Here is a 15,939-nt window from a genome sequence, read left to right on the forward strand (position 1 = left end):
GGGAGGGTCGCACCGGGCGGGGCGGACCCGGCGGGGTCGTTTAAGCTGCTGCTTCTATGGCTCTCAGCGCAACGATGCACAACTTCGCGGTTCAACTGGCCGATATCGATCGGGATGTCTACCAGGAGTTGGAGTTGCGGTTGGCGCGGCATCCGTCGGAGAGCGATGAGTTCATGGTGACGCGGCTGTTGGCGTACTGCCTCGAGTACGAGGAGGGGATCGCGTTCAGTGATGGTGGCGTTTCGGCGACCGATGAGCCTGCGGTGCTGGTGCGCGATCTGACCGGGCGTATTACTGCCTGGATCGAGGTGGGCGCGCCCGATGCGGAGCGGGTGCACCGGGGGAGCAAGCTGGCGGGGCGGGCCGCTATCTATACGCATCGCGACCCGGCCAAAGTGCTGGCGCAGCTGTCCGGCAAGCGGATTCATCGCGCCGAAGCCATTCCGCTCTACAGCTTCGATCGCGATTTCATCGCCGCCGCTGTCGCCGCGATCGAACGCCGCAATACCGTCACGTTGTCGATCACCGAGCGCCTGCTGTATCTCGAGCTCAACGGCACGAGTCTGAGCACGACAGTCGAAGAGCACACGCTCGGATAGTCGCGCGCCTGGAGCGTCGGCATGTTGTCGACCCGGCCGTCTTTGCGGGTGCTGCGGCCGAGGCCGCGCGGGTCGTAGGTGACCACCGTGCGATCGGGGAAGTACGAAGCCAATGTGGTGAAGCCGCTGGCGGTCATCGGCTGGCCGATCATGAACAGCGGTGGGCGTCCGTCCGTGGTGGGCAGTGGGCCGAGCACGTCGTAGACGATATCGGCTTCGGCGGATTCGAGCGTATGCGTCGTCATATGTGGGTAGACGTCGTCCGCGCCGAGAACTCATCGGCCCCGAGGCACTCAGCGGCGCAGCACTACGTCGCGCTCTTAGTTGGAGACATACTCAGTCCGAACCTGGTGCCCCGAAGGCGCGAATCCGTGTCACCTGTGGGAGTCGGAATAGACTCTGCCCCATGCGGAAAACGGCGAAGGTCAACGGTGACCAACTGGTTAGCTACATCGATCATGGCGGTACCGGTCCGGCGGTGTTACTGCTGCACAGCTATCTGATGGATGCCGACATGTTCGCTCCGCAGGTGGACGCGTTCGGCTCGACGTACCGGCTGATCGCAATGGACGAGCGTGGCCACGGCGGTACTCCCGCCGACGGCCCGTTCACCTACTGGGACGTGGCCCGCGACGCGCTCGGCCTGCTCGATGAGCTCGGCGTGGCCCGATGCGCCATGGTCGGCACCAGCCAGGGCGGCTTCATCGCCCTGCGGATGGCGCTGCTCGCGCCCGACCGGGTGGACGCGCTCGTGCTGCTGGGCACCTCGGGTGTCGCGGAGGATCCGGAGGTGGCCGCGGGCTACCGGCAAGCTGCCGCGGCCTGGCGCGAACACGGTCCGACGCAGGAACTGCTCGACCTCAACGCGACCATTTGCCTGGGCCAGCACGACGCGACCGAGTGGCAGGCCAAGTGGCGCCGGCTGTCCGGAGACCATATCGACCGCGTGCTGACTCCGCTGGTCGAGCGCGACGGGGTGCTCGACCGCGCGTCGGAGATCAGCTGCCCGGCGCTGGTTCTGCACGGCTCAGCGGACGTCGCCTACGCAGTCGACCGGGCGCGCGAGCTGGCCGAGACCCTGCCCAACGCCGAACCGCCGGTGATCATCGACGGTGGCGCACATTTCCTGAGCCTCACCGATGCCGAGGCCGTCAACCCACACATCGAGGCGTTCCTCGGGAGTCACTCGCATAGCGTCCGGCCATAGCTCGGCCGGCAGAGCGGTCCGCGTTCGCCCGCGGTGATTTCGGCGGCGAGCAGCGCGCCGCAGCCGTTAGGGTTTGGAGGGTGACCAGCAACCCGTTCTTCGAGCGCAGTGCGCTGCCGTACGAACTGCCGCCGTTCGCCGATGTCCGCGAGGAGCACTATCTGCCTGCGTTCGAGCGGGGGATGGCGGAGCAACTGGCTGAGGTCGCGGCCATCACCTCGGTTGCCGAGCCGCCCACTTTCGCCAATACCGTGGTGGCGCTGGAGCGTTCCGGGGCGTTGCTCACGCGGGTGGCGAATGTGTTCTTCAATATCGCGGGGTCCGATTCCACCGAGGGGACCGATGCGATCGAGGCCGAGGTATCGCCGCGGTTGGCGGCGCACCGGGATGCGATCTATCTCGATCCCGAGCTGTTCGCGCGGGTCGAAGAGCTCTATGGCCGCCGCGCGGAACTGGGGCTGGATGCCGAGGAAGTGCGGCTGCTCGAGCAGTACCACATTCGTTTCGTGCGAGCCGGTGCCCAGTTGGATGCCGCGGGGCAGGCGCGGTTGCGCGAGCTGAACGCGGAACTCGCCACGGCGGGAACGGAATTCGGGCAGCACATCTTGGCGGCGACCAACGCCGCGGCGGTGGTTGTGGAGACGCCGCGGGAGTTGGCGGGGTTGGCGGAGTCGGCGGTGGCGGCCGCCGCGGAGAATGCGCGGGGGTTGGGCCGGGAAGGCGCGTGGGCGCTCAGGTTGCAGAACGTGTCCAATCAACCGGTGTTGGCCGAGTTGGCCGATCGGGACGTGCGACAGCGGGTGATGGCGGCCTCGCTCGGTCGCGGGCTGGGGGAGAACGGGGCGCTGGCCGTGCGGATCGCCGCCCTGCGGGCTGAGCGGGCGGTACTGCTCGGGTATTCGGATCACGCGGCGTACGCGGTGGCGGATCAGACGGCGAAAACCGTTGCGGCGGTGGAGGAGATGCTCGGGCGGCTGGTCGCACCCGCAGTTGCCAATGCACAGCGGGAGGCAGCGGAATTGGCGGCGGCGATGCGGGCGGATGCCACCGATGTCGAGCTCCGCTCGTGGGATTGGCAGTTCTGGTCGGAAAAGGTTCGGGCCGAACAGTTTTCGGTGGACGCCGAGGCGTTGCGGCCCTACTTCGAGCTCGAGCGAGTGCTGCGGGATGGGGTGTTCTTCGCGGCGGAACAGGTCTATGGGATCACCTTCCAGGAGCGGGTGGACCTGATCGGCTACCACCCGGAGGTGCGGATCTTCGAGGTGTTCGACGCGGACGGCAGTGCGCTCGGGCTGTTCCTCGGCGATTTCTTCGCGCGGCCGTCCAAGCGCGGTGGGGCGTGGATGAATGAATTGGTCAGTCAGTCACGGCTTTTGGGGCAGCGGCCGGTCGTGGTCAACAACCTCAATATCGTGAAACCGCCTACGGGCGAGCCCGCACTGCTCACCTGGGACAATGTCCGGACGCTGTTCCACGAGTTCGGACACGCACTGCACGGGCTGTTCTCGAATGTGCGGTACCCGTTCTTCGCCGGGACCGAAGTACCGCGTGACTTCGTCGAATTCCCGTCGCAATTGAACGAGATGTGGATGTCGCGGCCGGAGGTACTGGCCAACTACGCCAGGAATATCGAGACCGGCGAGTCTATGCCTGCCGAGTTGGTCGAGCGGATGGCGCAGGCCGAGCGGTTCGGCAAGGGCTTCAAGACCGTCGAGTACCTCGGTGCGACGCTGTTGGACTGGGCATGGCATCGCGTGCCAGGGCCGGACGCGCTGGCGGGGACCGACGCCGAGGTGTTCGAAGAAGAGGCACTCCGGAAGGCGGGCCTCGCCATCGACGCGATTCCCCCGCGATACCGAACCGGATACTTCGCGCACATCTTCTCCGGCGGCTATGCGGCGGGCTACTACTCCTACATCTGGAGCGAGGTGCTGGACGCGGACACCGTCGAATGGTTCAGCGAGGGTGACGCGTCGATCCGCGAGAAGGGCGCGGCCTTCCGGGGCGAATTGCTTTCCCGCGGAGGATCGGTGGACCCGATGGAGGCATTCGGAGCCTTCCGCGGCCGTTCCCCCGAGATCGAGCCGCTACTGGTCCGGCGGGGCTTGGCCGACTGACTGATACGGCCTACTGCGGCGGCTCGTAGCGGGGCCCGACGAGCGCGATCGCGGTCTCCACGGCGACGTCGATGATCTCGCGGATGTCCTTACCCTCTTCGACAGCCGAGGCGATGAGTTCGCGATAGCCGCCGTAGAGGATTGTCGCCATTTGCCGGGTCGGTGGATGCAGCCCGGGGGCTTCGAATCCCGGTGTGGCGGTGATGTTTTGGATGAGCGCGATGAACGCCTCACTTGCGTCGTGGTGCACCTGGCGGGCGGCTTCGCCGAGAGCGGGCGTATCGCGGATCCAGGCGAGCGTGATCGTCGGATCATGATCGGACGCGCCGATCCAGGCCTCGATGGCCTGCCGGACCTGGGTGCGCCAGGGCGCGGCGGGATCGACGGCATCGTAGATCTGCTGGATCGTCTCGTTGTTGCGTTCGGCCAGCAGCGCGATGAAGCAGTCCTGCTTGCTGTCGAAATGTTCGTAGAAGGTGCGCCGGGAGGTGCGCGCGTGGCGGACCACATCGGCCACGGTCGTTTCGCGATAGCCGCGTTCGCGCACGGCGTCGGCTATCGCATCGAGGAGCCGACGCCGGAATCCCGTCGCCGTGGCCTCGGTGGTGGTGCTGGTGGCAGGCTCGGCGCGGGTCACAAGTATCAGGTTAGTTGGCCGAGCCGCCGCACCGATCATGACGTCACGCGCACCGGAACATGCTCGGCGGCCGCGGTCCGGCTCGCGAACCGGATGGTGCCGTCCTCGATCCGCCCGTGGCGCAGCGCGAGCACGTCGTGGGCATAGTTCATGCCCAACCGCCATGGCCGCCGCGAACCAGCGGACGGAAAACGATCGATGGAGCGCTGGACGTAGCCGGATTGGAAGTCCAACAGCGGCTCCGCGGCAATGTTCGGATCGGGCCATGGCGTGCACTGGTCGTAGCCGTTGGCGTCCATATGCCGCAGCAGCCGGCAGACGAATTCGCCGACCAGGTCTGCCTTCAGCGTCCAGGACGCGTTGGTATAGCCGATGGTGAACGCGAAGTTGGGGACCCCGCCCAGCATCATGCCCTTGTAGGCCATGGTGTCGGGCAGGTCGATGGCGTGACCGTCGACGGTGAGCTCGATGCCGCCGAATGCGAGCAACTGCAGACCGGTCGCCGTCACCACGATGTCGGCCGCGAGTTCGGCCCCGGAGGCCAGGCACAGTCCGTCGGCGGTGAATCTATCGATGCGATCGGTTACCACTTGGGCGCGACCGGCACTGATCGACCGGAAGAGGTCTCCGTCGGGCACCAGGCACAGCCGTTGATCCCATGGGTTGTAGGTCGGTTTGAAGTGGACGTCCACGTCGTACCCGGCGGGTAGCTGCGCGAGCGTCTGCTTGCGAATGAGGTTGCGGATCATGGCGGGCCGTCGTCGGCTGAGCTGGTAGATCACCATGCTGATCAGCACGTTCTTCCATCGGGTCAAGGTGTGGGCCCGACGCGGTCCGAACCGTGCGCGCAGCCGCGTCGCCACCGCGTCCTCGGCGGGAATGGACATGATGTAGGTCGGCGACCGCTGCAGCATGGTCACCTGCGTCGCTGTCTCGGCCATGGCCGGGACGAGGGTCACCGCGGTGGCGCCGCTGCCGATTACGACGACACGCTTGCCGGCGTAATCCAAGTCGGCGGGCCACTGCTGCGGATGCACCAATTGCCCTCGGAAATCCTCGATTCCGGCGAAGTCGGGCGTGTAGCCCTCGTCGTAGCGGTAGTAGCCGCTGCACGTGTACAGGAAGCCGCAGGTGAGCGTCGAGGTCGTACCGTCGTGCTCGACCGTCACCGTCCAGCGCGCCTCGTCCGTCGACCATGCCGCCCCGATAACCTTGTGCCCGAAGCGGATTCGGCGATCGATCCCGGCCTCGGTCGCGGTCTCGCGAATGTAGTCCAGGATCGATCGTCCGTCGGCGATCGCCGCGGCTTGGGTCCACGGACGGAAACGGTAACCGAGGGTGTGCATATCGGAATCCGAACGGACGCCCGGGTAGCGGAACAGATCCCAGGTTCCGCCGATCGCCGTGCGCGCTTCCAGAATCGCGTAGCTGCGCGCCGGGAACGCGGTCTGCAGGTGATGCGCGGCACCGATACCCGAGAGCCCCGCGCCGACTATCAGCACATCGAAATGCTCGGGCCCACCCGTCGCCCGGCCACCACCCCTCATCGAATCGCTGCGCGATGCTGCGCTCATACCGTCGCTCCCGTCTTGCCGCGGGCGCGCAGTCGTCGCTCTAGCACCGCGACCACGTCGTAATAGTGGGTCGGTGTCACCCGTGCGAGCGCATCGAACAGGTAGGCGTCCGGTCCGACCAGAATGCGGGCCTTGCCGCGTTCGACTCCGCGACAGATGATTTCGGCCGCCTTGTCCGGCGAGGTCAGGGTCACCGCTTCGAATTCGGCCGCCATCTGCTCGTGCGACCGGCCGCGTCCCTCGGGATCCTTACGGAACCGCGCATTGCGTGCGATGTTGGTGGTGATCCCGCCAGGATGCACGTTCACCGCCGAAACGCCGGTACCCCGAAGTTCTTGGCGCAGTGCGTCGGTGAAGCCGCGCACCGCGAATTTCGCGGCGCAGTAAGCGCTTTGATACGGCATGCCGACCAACCCGAACACGCTGGAGGTGTTCACGATGACCCCTTGGTCCTGCTCGACCAGGATGGGCAGAAACGCACGGGTGCCGTTGACGACGCCGTCGAAGTTGATCTGCCGCAACCATTCATCGTCCTGCGGCACCGCTTCGAGCACCGACGACGACACCGCGACACCGGCATTGTTGAACACCGCTGCCAGCGGTGCCGTCAGCCAGTCCCGGACCTCGGCGGCGAAGGCCAGCTGATCGGCGGCGTCGCGCACATCCAGCACCCGGGTGAGCACCGGACCGCTGAGCATCGTCGCCGTCTGCTTCAACCCCATTTCGTCGATATCGGCGACCGCGACCGGTGATCCACGGCCCGAGAGCAATTGGGCGAGGCCGCGGCCGATACCGGATGCGGCGCCGGTGATCATGACGGGATGGCCGGACAGTGGTCTAGTGGTGCGGGGCATCGGTGCTCCTGGCGGTGCGGATGTGGGTATCGAGGAGGTCGGCGAGTGTCGGCCAGACGCCGACGGGTAGGTCGTGGCCCATACCGGGCAGTGTGTGCCGGCGCGCGTTCGGGATGGCGCGCGCGGTGACGGTCGCGCCGGTCGGGTTCACCATCGGGTCGCGGTCACCGTGCAGGACCAGCGTCGGAGCCGCGACGGCGCCGAGTTCGGTTGTCCGGTCACCGGATTTGAGGATGCCCGCCAGCTGACGTCCGACCCCCGCCGCCGGGTGCGGATCGCGATCCCAGGTCGTCGCGGCCGCGGCGCGCACCGCCGATTCGTCGAACGGGTAGCCGCGCGAGGAGATGTGCCGGTACATGCGGACGGCGCTCGCGATGTGCTCGTCGCGATTGCGGGCCGGTCGGCCGAACATCAAGCGCCAGGTCGACAGGGCCGGGCGGCCCACCCGCGGCGCGCCGGTGGTGGACATGATCGAGGTCAGCGAGGCGACCCGGTGCGGATAGCGGGCGGCGATGGTCTGCGCGATCATCCCGCCCATCGACATGCCGACCAGATGCGCCGAGCTCAGACCGAGGACATCCAGCAGTCCCACCGTATCGGCGGCCGCGTCGGACAGGTCGTATTGCTCTGGGTGCCAACGCTTTCGCAGGAAGTTGAGCGGCCCCGGCGGCGGGAAGCCGAAGTGGGTGGACTTCCCGACATCGCGATTGTCGAAACGGATGACGTCGTAGCCTCGACCTTCGAGGAGCCCGCACAATCCGTCGGGCCATTCGTGCATTTGCTGCCCGAGCCCGGCGATCAGAACGAGCGGGATATCGCCGCTGCCCGAACGCCGATAGCCGAGGGTGATGCCACGCCCGACGTCGGCGAGTTGCTCGTCGGCGTCCGATGTTCGCTCGCTCATGCCGTCACCTGTCCGGCGGCTGCTTCGGCGGCGACAGTGGGCCGGGGCGAACGGCGACGGACCACGGCGCGTCCCTTCTTGGCGGGCACCAGCGCGACACCGCGGAAGTGCGTGCGCTCATCCGGGGCGGTGGTCGGCTCGAGCGTGAAATCCCGCAGCAGCGTGCGCAATACGACGTTCATCTCCATGGTGGCGAACGCGGCCCCGATGCAGCGCCGCGCGCCGCCGCCGAATGGAATCCAGCTGAAGGTGCCCGGCCGGACCCCGACGAAGCGGTCCGGATCGAAGGCGCGGGCATTCGGGAACAGCTCCTCGTTCTCGTGCATGAGTCGAATGCTGACCAGCACGTTCTGCCCCTTGGGCAGCGTCCAGCGCCCCAGTTCCAGCGACTCCGCCCGGATCTGGCGTGCCGTCGCGTCGACGACCGGCCGGACCCGCTGCACCTCCAGCAGGGTGGCCTCGCGCAGCGCCGAATCGCCCGCGTCCACCTCGGCGACCAAGCGCCGCAACACATCCGGATGTCTGCGCAACCGCTCGATGGTCCACGCGAGCGTGGTCGCGGTGGTTTCGTGCCCGGCGGTGAGCAGGGCCAGCAGTTCGTCGGCGATCTCGCTTCGGGTCATCGCGGTGCCGTCGTCGTATCGGGACTGCAGCATCATCGCCAGCACGTCGTCACGGTCGGCGAGGCGCTCCTGATCGGCGGCGGCGCGGTCGATGAGTCGGCCGACGATCTCGTCATAGTGCCGGCGATGTGCGGCGAAGCGGGCCCACGGCCCGAACCGCCCCAGGAACTTTCGCGGCACCGGCACCGCCGCCAGCGCCGATCCGACCAGCACCAGTTTCGGCAGCAACTCGCGCAGCTCGTCGAATTCCTTGCCCTCGGCGCCGAATACCGCGCGCAGGATCACATTCAGCGTGATCCGCATCATCGAGTCCATGGTCGCGAACTCCCGGCCCTGCGGCCAAGTGGCCAGTTCGTGGACCGTCTCCTGCTCGATCAGGCCCTCGTACACCGCGAGGCGGCGGCCGTGGAACGGCGGGGTCAGCAGTTTGCGGTGCTTGCGATGTTCGGCGCCCTTCAGCGCGAACAGCGAGCCGGGACCGAGGAACTGTCCGAGATTGACATCGACGTTGTCGGCGATATCGGTGCTCGCGGTGAACAGCGCCTTCACCTCGGCCGGGTCGGACAGCACCACCATGCGACCGAACCTGGGTAGGTAGAAGGTGAACGCCGAGCCGTAGCGGTCGTGCAGCCTGCGCCATGCGCGGGTGCGACCGGCCATCACCTCCAGGCCCTGCAGGAAAGCCGGAGTCGTTGGTCCGTCGGGCAATTTCACCGTGGTCATGCGGCACCTCCCAGCGCGGTACATCTGCGTACCATCAGCACGGTACGCTAACGTACCGGGATGCGGCAAGGGTCACTTTCGCCGCGCGGACGGTGCACATGGTCGGGCACGCACCACGGTCGGTGCGTCCTCGGATATGGGAGTACCGGAACCGGCCGCTGCCGAGCCGAGCGGGCAACGGCAGTCGGATTCAGTGCCTGATATGCCAGCCTCGGCGGAACACAGGTGCGTCGCCGGCCAGCGCCGAGTGACACCAGCCCATCATGTTGTCTGCGTTGGTGTGCCGATGACCTGATGCAGCGAGGTCTCCGGTAAATGGTTTGTCGACTAAACGAACCTAGCCGAACAAGCCGCCGAGCACCCCGCCGCTCTGACCGGCTTCCTGGCCGCCGCCGGTTCCGCCGATCAGACCACCCGGCGGCAGCTCGGAGGGCTGCACGATGACGAAGCCGCGGCCAGAGAAGGACAGGGTCAGGCCCTCACCGGTACTGCGTCCCATGAGGCGGCCGAGGCCGAAGGAGTCGTTGCGTTTGATGCCGGTGGACAGGCTCGACGACCAGGCCACGGCGGCTTGCGGGTCGGCGTAGGTGGGCTGGTCCACGTTGAGCACCACCGGTGTGCCGTGGGTGGTGATGGCGATGCGGCCGCGACCGCTGAACACGCAGTTGAAGAAGCCCGCATTGCTCGCGAAACCGGCTGCGCCCTGGACTCTTTGGATGTTGTACGACAGTGACGTGTCGAAGGCGAGGACGTTCGCGCCGTTGATGGTGAGTCCGTCGGTGCCGTCGAGGTCAACGGTGTGCACATCGGCGGCGGCGTTGGCCAGGAACAAGTCGCCGCGGCCGGAGACCTGCATCAGTGGCACACCCTCGCCGGTGAGGCGCTGCTGGATCGCGCGGCCGATGCCGCCCGAGCCGAGCGCCTTGAAGTGCAGGTCGCCCTGGTAGGCGACCATCGAACCGGCACGCGCCATGGTCTCGCCGCTGACGGCGACCTTGATCATCTTGCCGCCCTGCTTCTGGATGCCGATGCCGTTGACTTCGGCGTGGCTCGCGTTGAACAGTTCGCTCTGCATCGGCAGTGCTCCTTGCTGAGGTGACATCGGTGGGGGCGGCGCCGCGGCGCCGGGCGGTGGATAGGCGGGCGCCGCGGCATAACCGGCCGCGGGCGGATACTGCGGAGCAGCAGGTGCGGCCGAAGGCGGATACTGGGGCGCGGCCGGGGGCGGAGCGGGCGCCGCTTCGGGCTCGTCGTCGATATTCACCCCGAACGCCGTCGCGATCCCCGCCAGCCCGTTGTCGTAGCCCTGCCCGACCGCGCGCACCTTCCACCCGCCACCGCGGCGATAGATCTCCACGCACACCACGGCGGTCTCGGTGCTGAGTCCGCTCATCGGGAAAGTCAGTGTGCCCGAATCAGATCCGATCGTTGCGGTCAGCGAACTCGCGCCCGCGAAGGTCGGCGGCCCGCTACCGTCGAGGCTGGCCGCGACCACGACCTTGTCGACATCGGCGGGCAGTGCGGAGGTCTGCACATCGACCATATCGCCCGCGCCGCGGCCGTGCCGGTAGGTGACGCCGGGACCGACCGGCTGATTGAAGAAGACGAAGTCGGCATCGGAGCGGACCCGTCCGTTGGCACCGAGCAGCAGCGCCGATACATCGACCGGCGCGGCACAGGTGACGGTCACGGTCATCCGGTCGCCAGGTGCGGGTCGATTCTCCCCGCGAGCGAGTGCGGTCACGGCGGACCGCCCCGGTCGATATGTCCGAGTGGCATGCGATTCACGGCATCAAGTGTGTCCCGAGTCCGGTCCATTCGCCACTATCTCGGGCACATATCGGTGATGTCGTAGTTCACCGACGCCGCATGGCGGCCAGTCCATCCCGCGACAGATCCGGCCACGGTGGCCTACGCAACACCGCGAGCGTGGCGATGACGGCTGCCAGCAGGCCGATCAACTCGGCCATCAGTGCTATCCGGGTCTCGTCGACCGCGGGCGCCCAGGTGACGCTGCCGTTGTGGACGACGAATACGCCGACCGGTCGGGCGGAGCGCAGCAGGGCGCTGGTGCGGGCGACGGTGATGACGGTGGAGCCGTCGGCGGTTTCCTGTGGTTGGCCGTAGACGAGCGAAACATCCTCGACCGCGTGCAATCGACTCAGTTGGTCTCGAAGCATCAATCCCACCCCTTTTCTGGATCTGGCCGCCGCACAGTCGCCTTGGAGTATCGGCGCAACGGCGGGACATGGCAAGCGCGCCTGTCACTAGGCATTACGTATGCCCAGCTGTGGGGCGGGGGGAGCGGCTTCGGCTGTGGTAGGAGTTTGCGAGATCGTAGGTGAGAGGCGAGTGGGTTGTCGGCGAGGCTGGTGCGGTGGTTGTTGTTGGTAGCGGTCGGTGCGGTGGTGATCATCGTGCCGGGAGCACAGGTCGACCCGGCGCTGCGGTTCTATCACCAGCGGCTGCATTGGCACCCCTGTGGCATCGAGAATTTGGACAAGGCCGCGGGCGAGTGCGCGGATGTGCTGGTGCCACTCGATTATCTGCGACCCTACGATCGCACGCTGACGGTGGCGATCTCCCGGGTCAAGGCCACCGATCCGGATCAGCGGCAGGGCGTTCTGCTGGCCAATCCGGGCGGGCCGGGCGCATCGGGTTTGGATACCGTGGATCTGCTCGGTGATGTGCTCAGCCCGCGGGTGCGCGCGCGTTTCGATCTGATCGGTATGGATCCGCGCGGTGTGGGCGAGTCCGGGCGGACGCCGCGCTGTGGGTGGCCGGTGGGCGAAATGATCCATTCGGCGGGCGTGGATCCACAGGGCTTCGCGCGCGAGACCGCGCCGGCCGCGGATATGGCCGCCGGCTGTGTGGCCGATGATCCGACGAAGGTACGTCAGCTCACCACTCGGAATACCGCTCGCGATATGGATGTCATTCGAGTCGCCCTCGGCGAACCGAAGATCAGCTACTACGGCGTCTCCTATGGAACCTATCTCGGTGCGGTGTTCACGCAGATGTTCCCGGAGCGCAGCGACCGGATGGTGTTCGACAGTGCGATCGATCCGGACCGGTATTGGGAAGGCCTCGTTCAGGATTGGGGGCCCGCGGACGAGCGAGCGATCGAGGACTGGTCGAATTGGGTTGCGGACCAGGATGATACGTATCACTTCGGTGCCACTCCGGCCGAGGTGCGGGCCGCGGTGACAGACCTGATCGCGGCGGCGGCGCGGCAGCCGATCGTTATCGACGATTTCCCGATCGACGATCATTGGCTGCCATTTCTCTTGCACAATATGCTGACCGATTCTCGGCGCAACCAAGCGCTGGCCGAGGTGGTACGCGAGATCGCCGACGCGGCGGGTGGGCCGCCCGTGGCGGCGCGGGCGGCAAGGCTGCGAATCGTGTTGCAGTCGCTGCGATCCGAGGAGAATTCCGTATTGGCGCAAATCGCGTGCGGCGATGTCGGCGCACCGACCGATCCGGCGTGGTATGCGAGCAATATCGAAGCCGCGCGCGCCGCCCAGCCGGTATTCGGCGCCTTGGCGAACAATATCCAGCCGTGCGCGTACTGGCCACGGCCCGTCGAATCCGCCACCACCGTGCGGAATTCGGTGTCCGCGCTCATTGTGCAAGCGACCGGGGACGCGCGAACCCCGTACGCCCACGGTGCTCGACTACATCAGCACATGTCCGAATCCCGCATGGTCACCCTGCAGGATGTCCGCATCCACATGACATTCCGGCCCGACCTGAGCGCATGCGTGAACACCGCGATCAATTCCTACTTCGGCGATGGCGCCCTGCCCGTCACCGATCTCACCTGCTATGCCGATCAAGTGGCGCAGTAGGGGGAATCAACCGGGCACGACCGCCCACGAGTGATAGCGCGATGCCGCATTCCACAGGAAGAAGCTGTTGGTCCCCGCGGCCGCCGCAGCATCGATCTGCGCTTTGACCTCGGCATCCCCGTAATTCACCCCTAGGCTGAAGTCCTGCAGCCACGGGATGACCTTCGCGCCGGTGCCTTCGGTCTGTTCGAAGAAGTCGGCCAGCGACCGCAATACGATGTCATACGGCTGGGCGTTGGGGTTCGCGACACCGTACTCGCCGGAATTCCAATGCGACGGGTAGAGCATCGGCGACACATAGTCGACATATCGGGCGATCAACGGAATGTCCTGTGCGATCTCCTCCGGCCGGGTCGCGGCGATACCGAAAACCGCGGCACTGAGGTTGGCGCCTTTGTCACGCACCGGATCCCGGCTCTCGTGCAGGAACTCCGCGATGGACACACTCGGTGTCTCGGTCAGTCCGGGGAACTGCATCTGTGATAACGCGCCATCCGGTCGCCGGACGTAGTCGTACATGATGCCGTCGAAGCCCAGCTCGGCCGCCTCGGTCGCGAGATCGATGTTGTACTTGCGGATCTCGGGGTTGGCGAAGTTGGTGAACGCGATCGCACCGTACTTGCTGGCATACGGCTGGCCTGCGGGGTTCTGGATGACCCAGTCCGGATGTCCTTCGCGCCAAGCCCATTCGGCCATCGTCGGGTCACGGAATGCCACGATTCGCCCGACCACCCGCACATTCATCTCGTGCAGCTGCCGCAATGCCGCACGCACGTCATAGATCCCGGCGGCGGCACCGGTTCGCCGTGCGAGCGGCACCTGGGAGTCGTACCCGATGACACCGTCCTCGTCCTTGATATCGAGTTGGACGGTATCGATGCGCCCCTCGCGGGCCATATCCAGCACGGGTTCGCGCAGTCCCTCGTAGGCCCACCCGTAGGCGGTGATATGCACCGCCTTGACCCGTGGCACATCGACCGATGTCGTAATCGCCTGGGTCGCCTTATTTCCCGCGGCGTCGACCGCGATCACCTCGCCGCCGACCGGTGTGCGCGGCAGGGTGATCTCGAATGAACCGTCTGCGGCCGGCGTCACCGATTGTGCGCCGACGGACACGTGCACCGCACCGGATTCCTTGCCACGCAAGGTGATCGCCTGGCGGTAGGACCCCGCGTGCCCTGGCTGGGTCACTTCCAGTTGCGGCGCCTCGGTATCCACGGTGAAGGTCGCGGTTGTGCCCGGACCGGAGCCGAACAGCCCGGATACGGCGCCGCGCGGGATCTCCGCGGTGAATCTGTGCTCGCCATCGGCGAGGTGTCCGGGTCGGTACACCACCGTCTCGCCCTCGACCGTGCCGGGCACCGACTTGCCGTCGAGCTCGAGCCGCATGGCCTTCGGGTCGTGGCCGTGCGCGTCCACCCGCAATGCCAGACCGGCGAGGGCGGCCGCGCCGACCACCCCGTCCGGCCGTCCGGACAGCGCCAGACCCGCGGGTTCGGCCCGGTTGGCGCCGATGATCACAGATGCGATGAGGATTGATAAAGCTGCGATAACCGCTATTGCCGCCAGCCGCCACCGTCCGGTAATCCGGACCAATTTGTCCAACGCGCACACCAACTTTCGTCTGTCGATACCGCCTAACTATCTACCCCAGACAGCGCCCGTGGGCGGACATATTCCGATTCGCAACCGAGTTTCCTTGTCGCCGCGTACCGTTCGATCGGTGGTGCGGCGCACGGCTATCGGAACTCGGGTTGTCCTGTCGGCCTTGATATTCGCGACCGTCACCGGATGTGGCGGTGCGGCGAATCCGGTCACCGTCGACAACGTTTCAGCTCCGGTAGTGACCACGACGGTGCCCGACCCGGCCGCGGTGGGAGCCAACGAACTCGGACTCGTGCCCGTTCTGATGTACCACCAGGTGACGCCGACACCGGTCGGCGAATACGACCAGACTCCGGAGAAGTTCCGCGCCGAACTCGAACGCCTGCACCGCGCGAACTACCGCCCGGTGACCGTTGCCGACTACATCTGCGGCCGCATCGATATCCCTGCGGGCACGCACCCGGTCGTACTCACCTTCGACGATTCCACCAGCACCCAGCTCCGATTCGACGCGGACGGAAAGGCGGCCCCCGACACCGCGATCGGGATTCTCGAAGAATTCGGCACGCACAATCCGGACTTCGAACCAACGGCGACGTTCTATGTGAACAACGATCCCTTCGCCGGTGACGGGCGCGCGTTGCCCTGGCTGGCGGCACACGGATACGAGATCGGCGCGCACACCGCCAGCCATGCCAACCTCGCGAGCCTGGACAGCACCGGCGTACAACGCGAGCTGGTGGTGAACGTGCGCGCGATCGAAGCCGCGGTCCCCGGCTACCACGTGCGCACGATGGCGTTGCCGCTGGGCATCTTCCCAGCCGATCACGGGCTGGCCACCGCGGGCAGCTGGGACGGCACCCCGTACAGCTTCGAGGCCGTCCTGCTGGTCGGTGCCGAACCCGCATCCTCGCCCTTCGGCCAGACCGATCCCGCGGGCGTGCCGCGCATCCGATCCGGCAAGAGCGAGGTCGACTTCGCCTCGGCCTACTGGCTCGATCGGCTCGAACAGCACCCTGACCAGCGGTATACCTCCGATGGCAACCCGAACAAGATCTCGGTGCCCGAACACCTTGCCGACGAGCTGAATCCGCGCTGGCGCGACCGGCTCAACACCTATTGACGAACACAGACCCAAGTATGCTGAGCGATTCGCGATCGACCAATTGATTCGGCGATGGTGGGGTGTCGGTCTTCTCGCAACCGATCACCAGGCCGTTTCGCCGTGGGTGGCCGTATGTATAT

The 15,939-nt window shown here is 66.6% G+C and carries 13 protein-coding genes; 5 read left to right on the forward strand and 8 right to left on the reverse strand.

Annotated features, from left to right (window positions below):
• Positions 1 to 56 precede the first annotated feature (56 nt).
• From OG874_RS07035 to OG874_RS07045, 3 genes are all read left to right on the forward strand, one after another.
• Positions 57 to 599, forward strand: a complete 543-nt coding sequence (locus OG874_RS07035; RefSeq protein WP_330254298.1) for a YaeQ family protein — start codon at positions 57 to 59, stop codon at positions 597 to 599.
• A gap of 406 nt (positions 600 to 1,005) precedes the next feature.
• Positions 1,006 to 1,806 (forward strand): alpha/beta fold hydrolase, encoded by an 801-nt coding sequence (locus OG874_RS07040; RefSeq protein ID WP_330254299.1) that lies wholly within the window; start codon positions 1,006 to 1,008, stop codon positions 1,804 to 1,806.
• An 80-nt stretch (positions 1,807 to 1,886) separates the two neighbouring features.
• Positions 1,887 to 3,923, forward strand: coding sequence for a M3 family metallopeptidase (locus tag OG874_RS07045; protein WP_330254300.1), 2,037 nt, complete (start codon positions 1,887 to 1,889; stop codon positions 3,921 to 3,923).
• A gap of 10 nt (positions 3,924 to 3,933) precedes the next feature.
• Here OG874_RS07045 and OG874_RS07050 read toward each other — a convergent pair whose 3' ends face one another.
• From OG874_RS07050 to OG874_RS07080, 7 genes are all read right to left on the reverse strand, one after another.
• Positions 3,934 to 4,560 (reverse strand): TetR/AcrR family transcriptional regulator, encoded by a 627-nt coding sequence (locus OG874_RS07050; RefSeq protein ID WP_330254301.1) that lies wholly within the window; start codon positions 4,558 to 4,560, stop codon positions 3,934 to 3,936.
• Positions 4,561 to 4,595: 35 nt separating this feature from the next.
• Complete coding sequence (locus OG874_RS07055; RefSeq protein WP_330254302.1) at positions 4,596 to 6,134, reverse strand: flavin-containing monooxygenase; 1,539 nt, start codon at positions 6,132 to 6,134, stop codon at positions 4,596 to 4,598.
• The gene (locus OG874_RS07060; RefSeq protein ID WP_330254303.1) at positions 6,131 to 6,988 is read right to left on the reverse strand and encodes an SDR family NAD(P)-dependent oxidoreductase; all 858 of its coding nucleotides are present in this window, start codon (positions 6,986 to 6,988) and stop codon (positions 6,131 to 6,133) included. Before OG874_RS07060 ends, OG874_RS07055 begins: the two co-directional genes overlap by 4 nt.
• On the reverse strand, positions 6,972 to 7,892 hold the full coding sequence (locus OG874_RS07065) for an alpha/beta fold hydrolase (RefSeq protein ID WP_330254304.1): 921 nt from the start codon (positions 7,890 to 7,892) through the stop codon (positions 6,972 to 6,974). Before OG874_RS07065 ends, OG874_RS07060 begins: the two co-directional genes overlap by 17 nt.
• Positions 7,889 to 9,238 carry a cytochrome P450 gene (locus OG874_RS07070; RefSeq protein ID WP_330254305.1) on the reverse strand — a complete coding sequence of 450 codons (1,350 nt, stop codon included), beginning with the start codon at positions 9,236 to 9,238 and terminating at the stop codon, positions 7,889 to 7,891. Before OG874_RS07070 ends, OG874_RS07065 begins: the two co-directional genes overlap by 4 nt.
• Before the next feature lie 337 nt (positions 9,239 to 9,575).
• On the reverse strand, positions 9,576 to 10,934 hold the full coding sequence (locus tag OG874_RS07075) for an AIM24 family protein (protein ID WP_442943381.1): 1,359 nt from the start codon (positions 10,932 to 10,934) through the stop codon (positions 9,576 to 9,578).
• Positions 10,935 to 11,094: 160 nt separating this feature from the next.
• Positions 11,095 to 11,418, reverse strand: coding sequence for a hypothetical protein (locus OG874_RS07080; RefSeq protein WP_330254307.1), 324 nt, complete (start codon positions 11,416 to 11,418; stop codon positions 11,095 to 11,097).
• Positions 11,419 to 11,595: 177 nt separating this feature from the next.
• Between OG874_RS07080 and OG874_RS07085 the strand changes: the two genes are divergently transcribed.
• A complete protein-coding gene (locus OG874_RS07085; protein WP_330254308.1) occupies positions 11,596 to 13,089 on the forward strand; it encodes an alpha/beta hydrolase in 1,494 nt (497 codons plus the stop codon).
• A gap of 6 nt (positions 13,090 to 13,095) precedes the next feature.
• On the opposite strand, the gene OG874_RS07090 is transcribed toward OG874_RS07085, so the two are convergent.
• Positions 13,096 to 14,610 carry a putative glycoside hydrolase gene (locus tag OG874_RS07090; RefSeq protein WP_330254309.1) on the reverse strand — a complete coding sequence of 505 codons (1,515 nt, stop codon included), beginning with the start codon at positions 14,608 to 14,610 and terminating at the stop codon, positions 13,096 to 13,098.
• A 202-nt stretch (positions 14,611 to 14,812) separates the two neighbouring features.
• On the opposite strand from OG874_RS07090, the gene OG874_RS07095 reads away from it, so the two are divergent.
• Positions 14,813 to 15,817, forward strand: coding sequence for a polysaccharide deacetylase family protein (locus OG874_RS07095; RefSeq protein ID WP_330254310.1), 1,005 nt, complete (start codon positions 14,813 to 14,815; stop codon positions 15,815 to 15,817).
• Positions 15,818 to 15,939 lie beyond the last annotated feature (122 nt).

Origin of the sequence: Nocardia sp. NBC_00565, from assembly GCF_036345915.1 — a bacterium.
In the GTDB taxonomy this organism is placed as follows: domain Bacteria; phylum Actinomycetota; class Actinomycetes; order Mycobacteriales; family Mycobacteriaceae; genus Nocardia.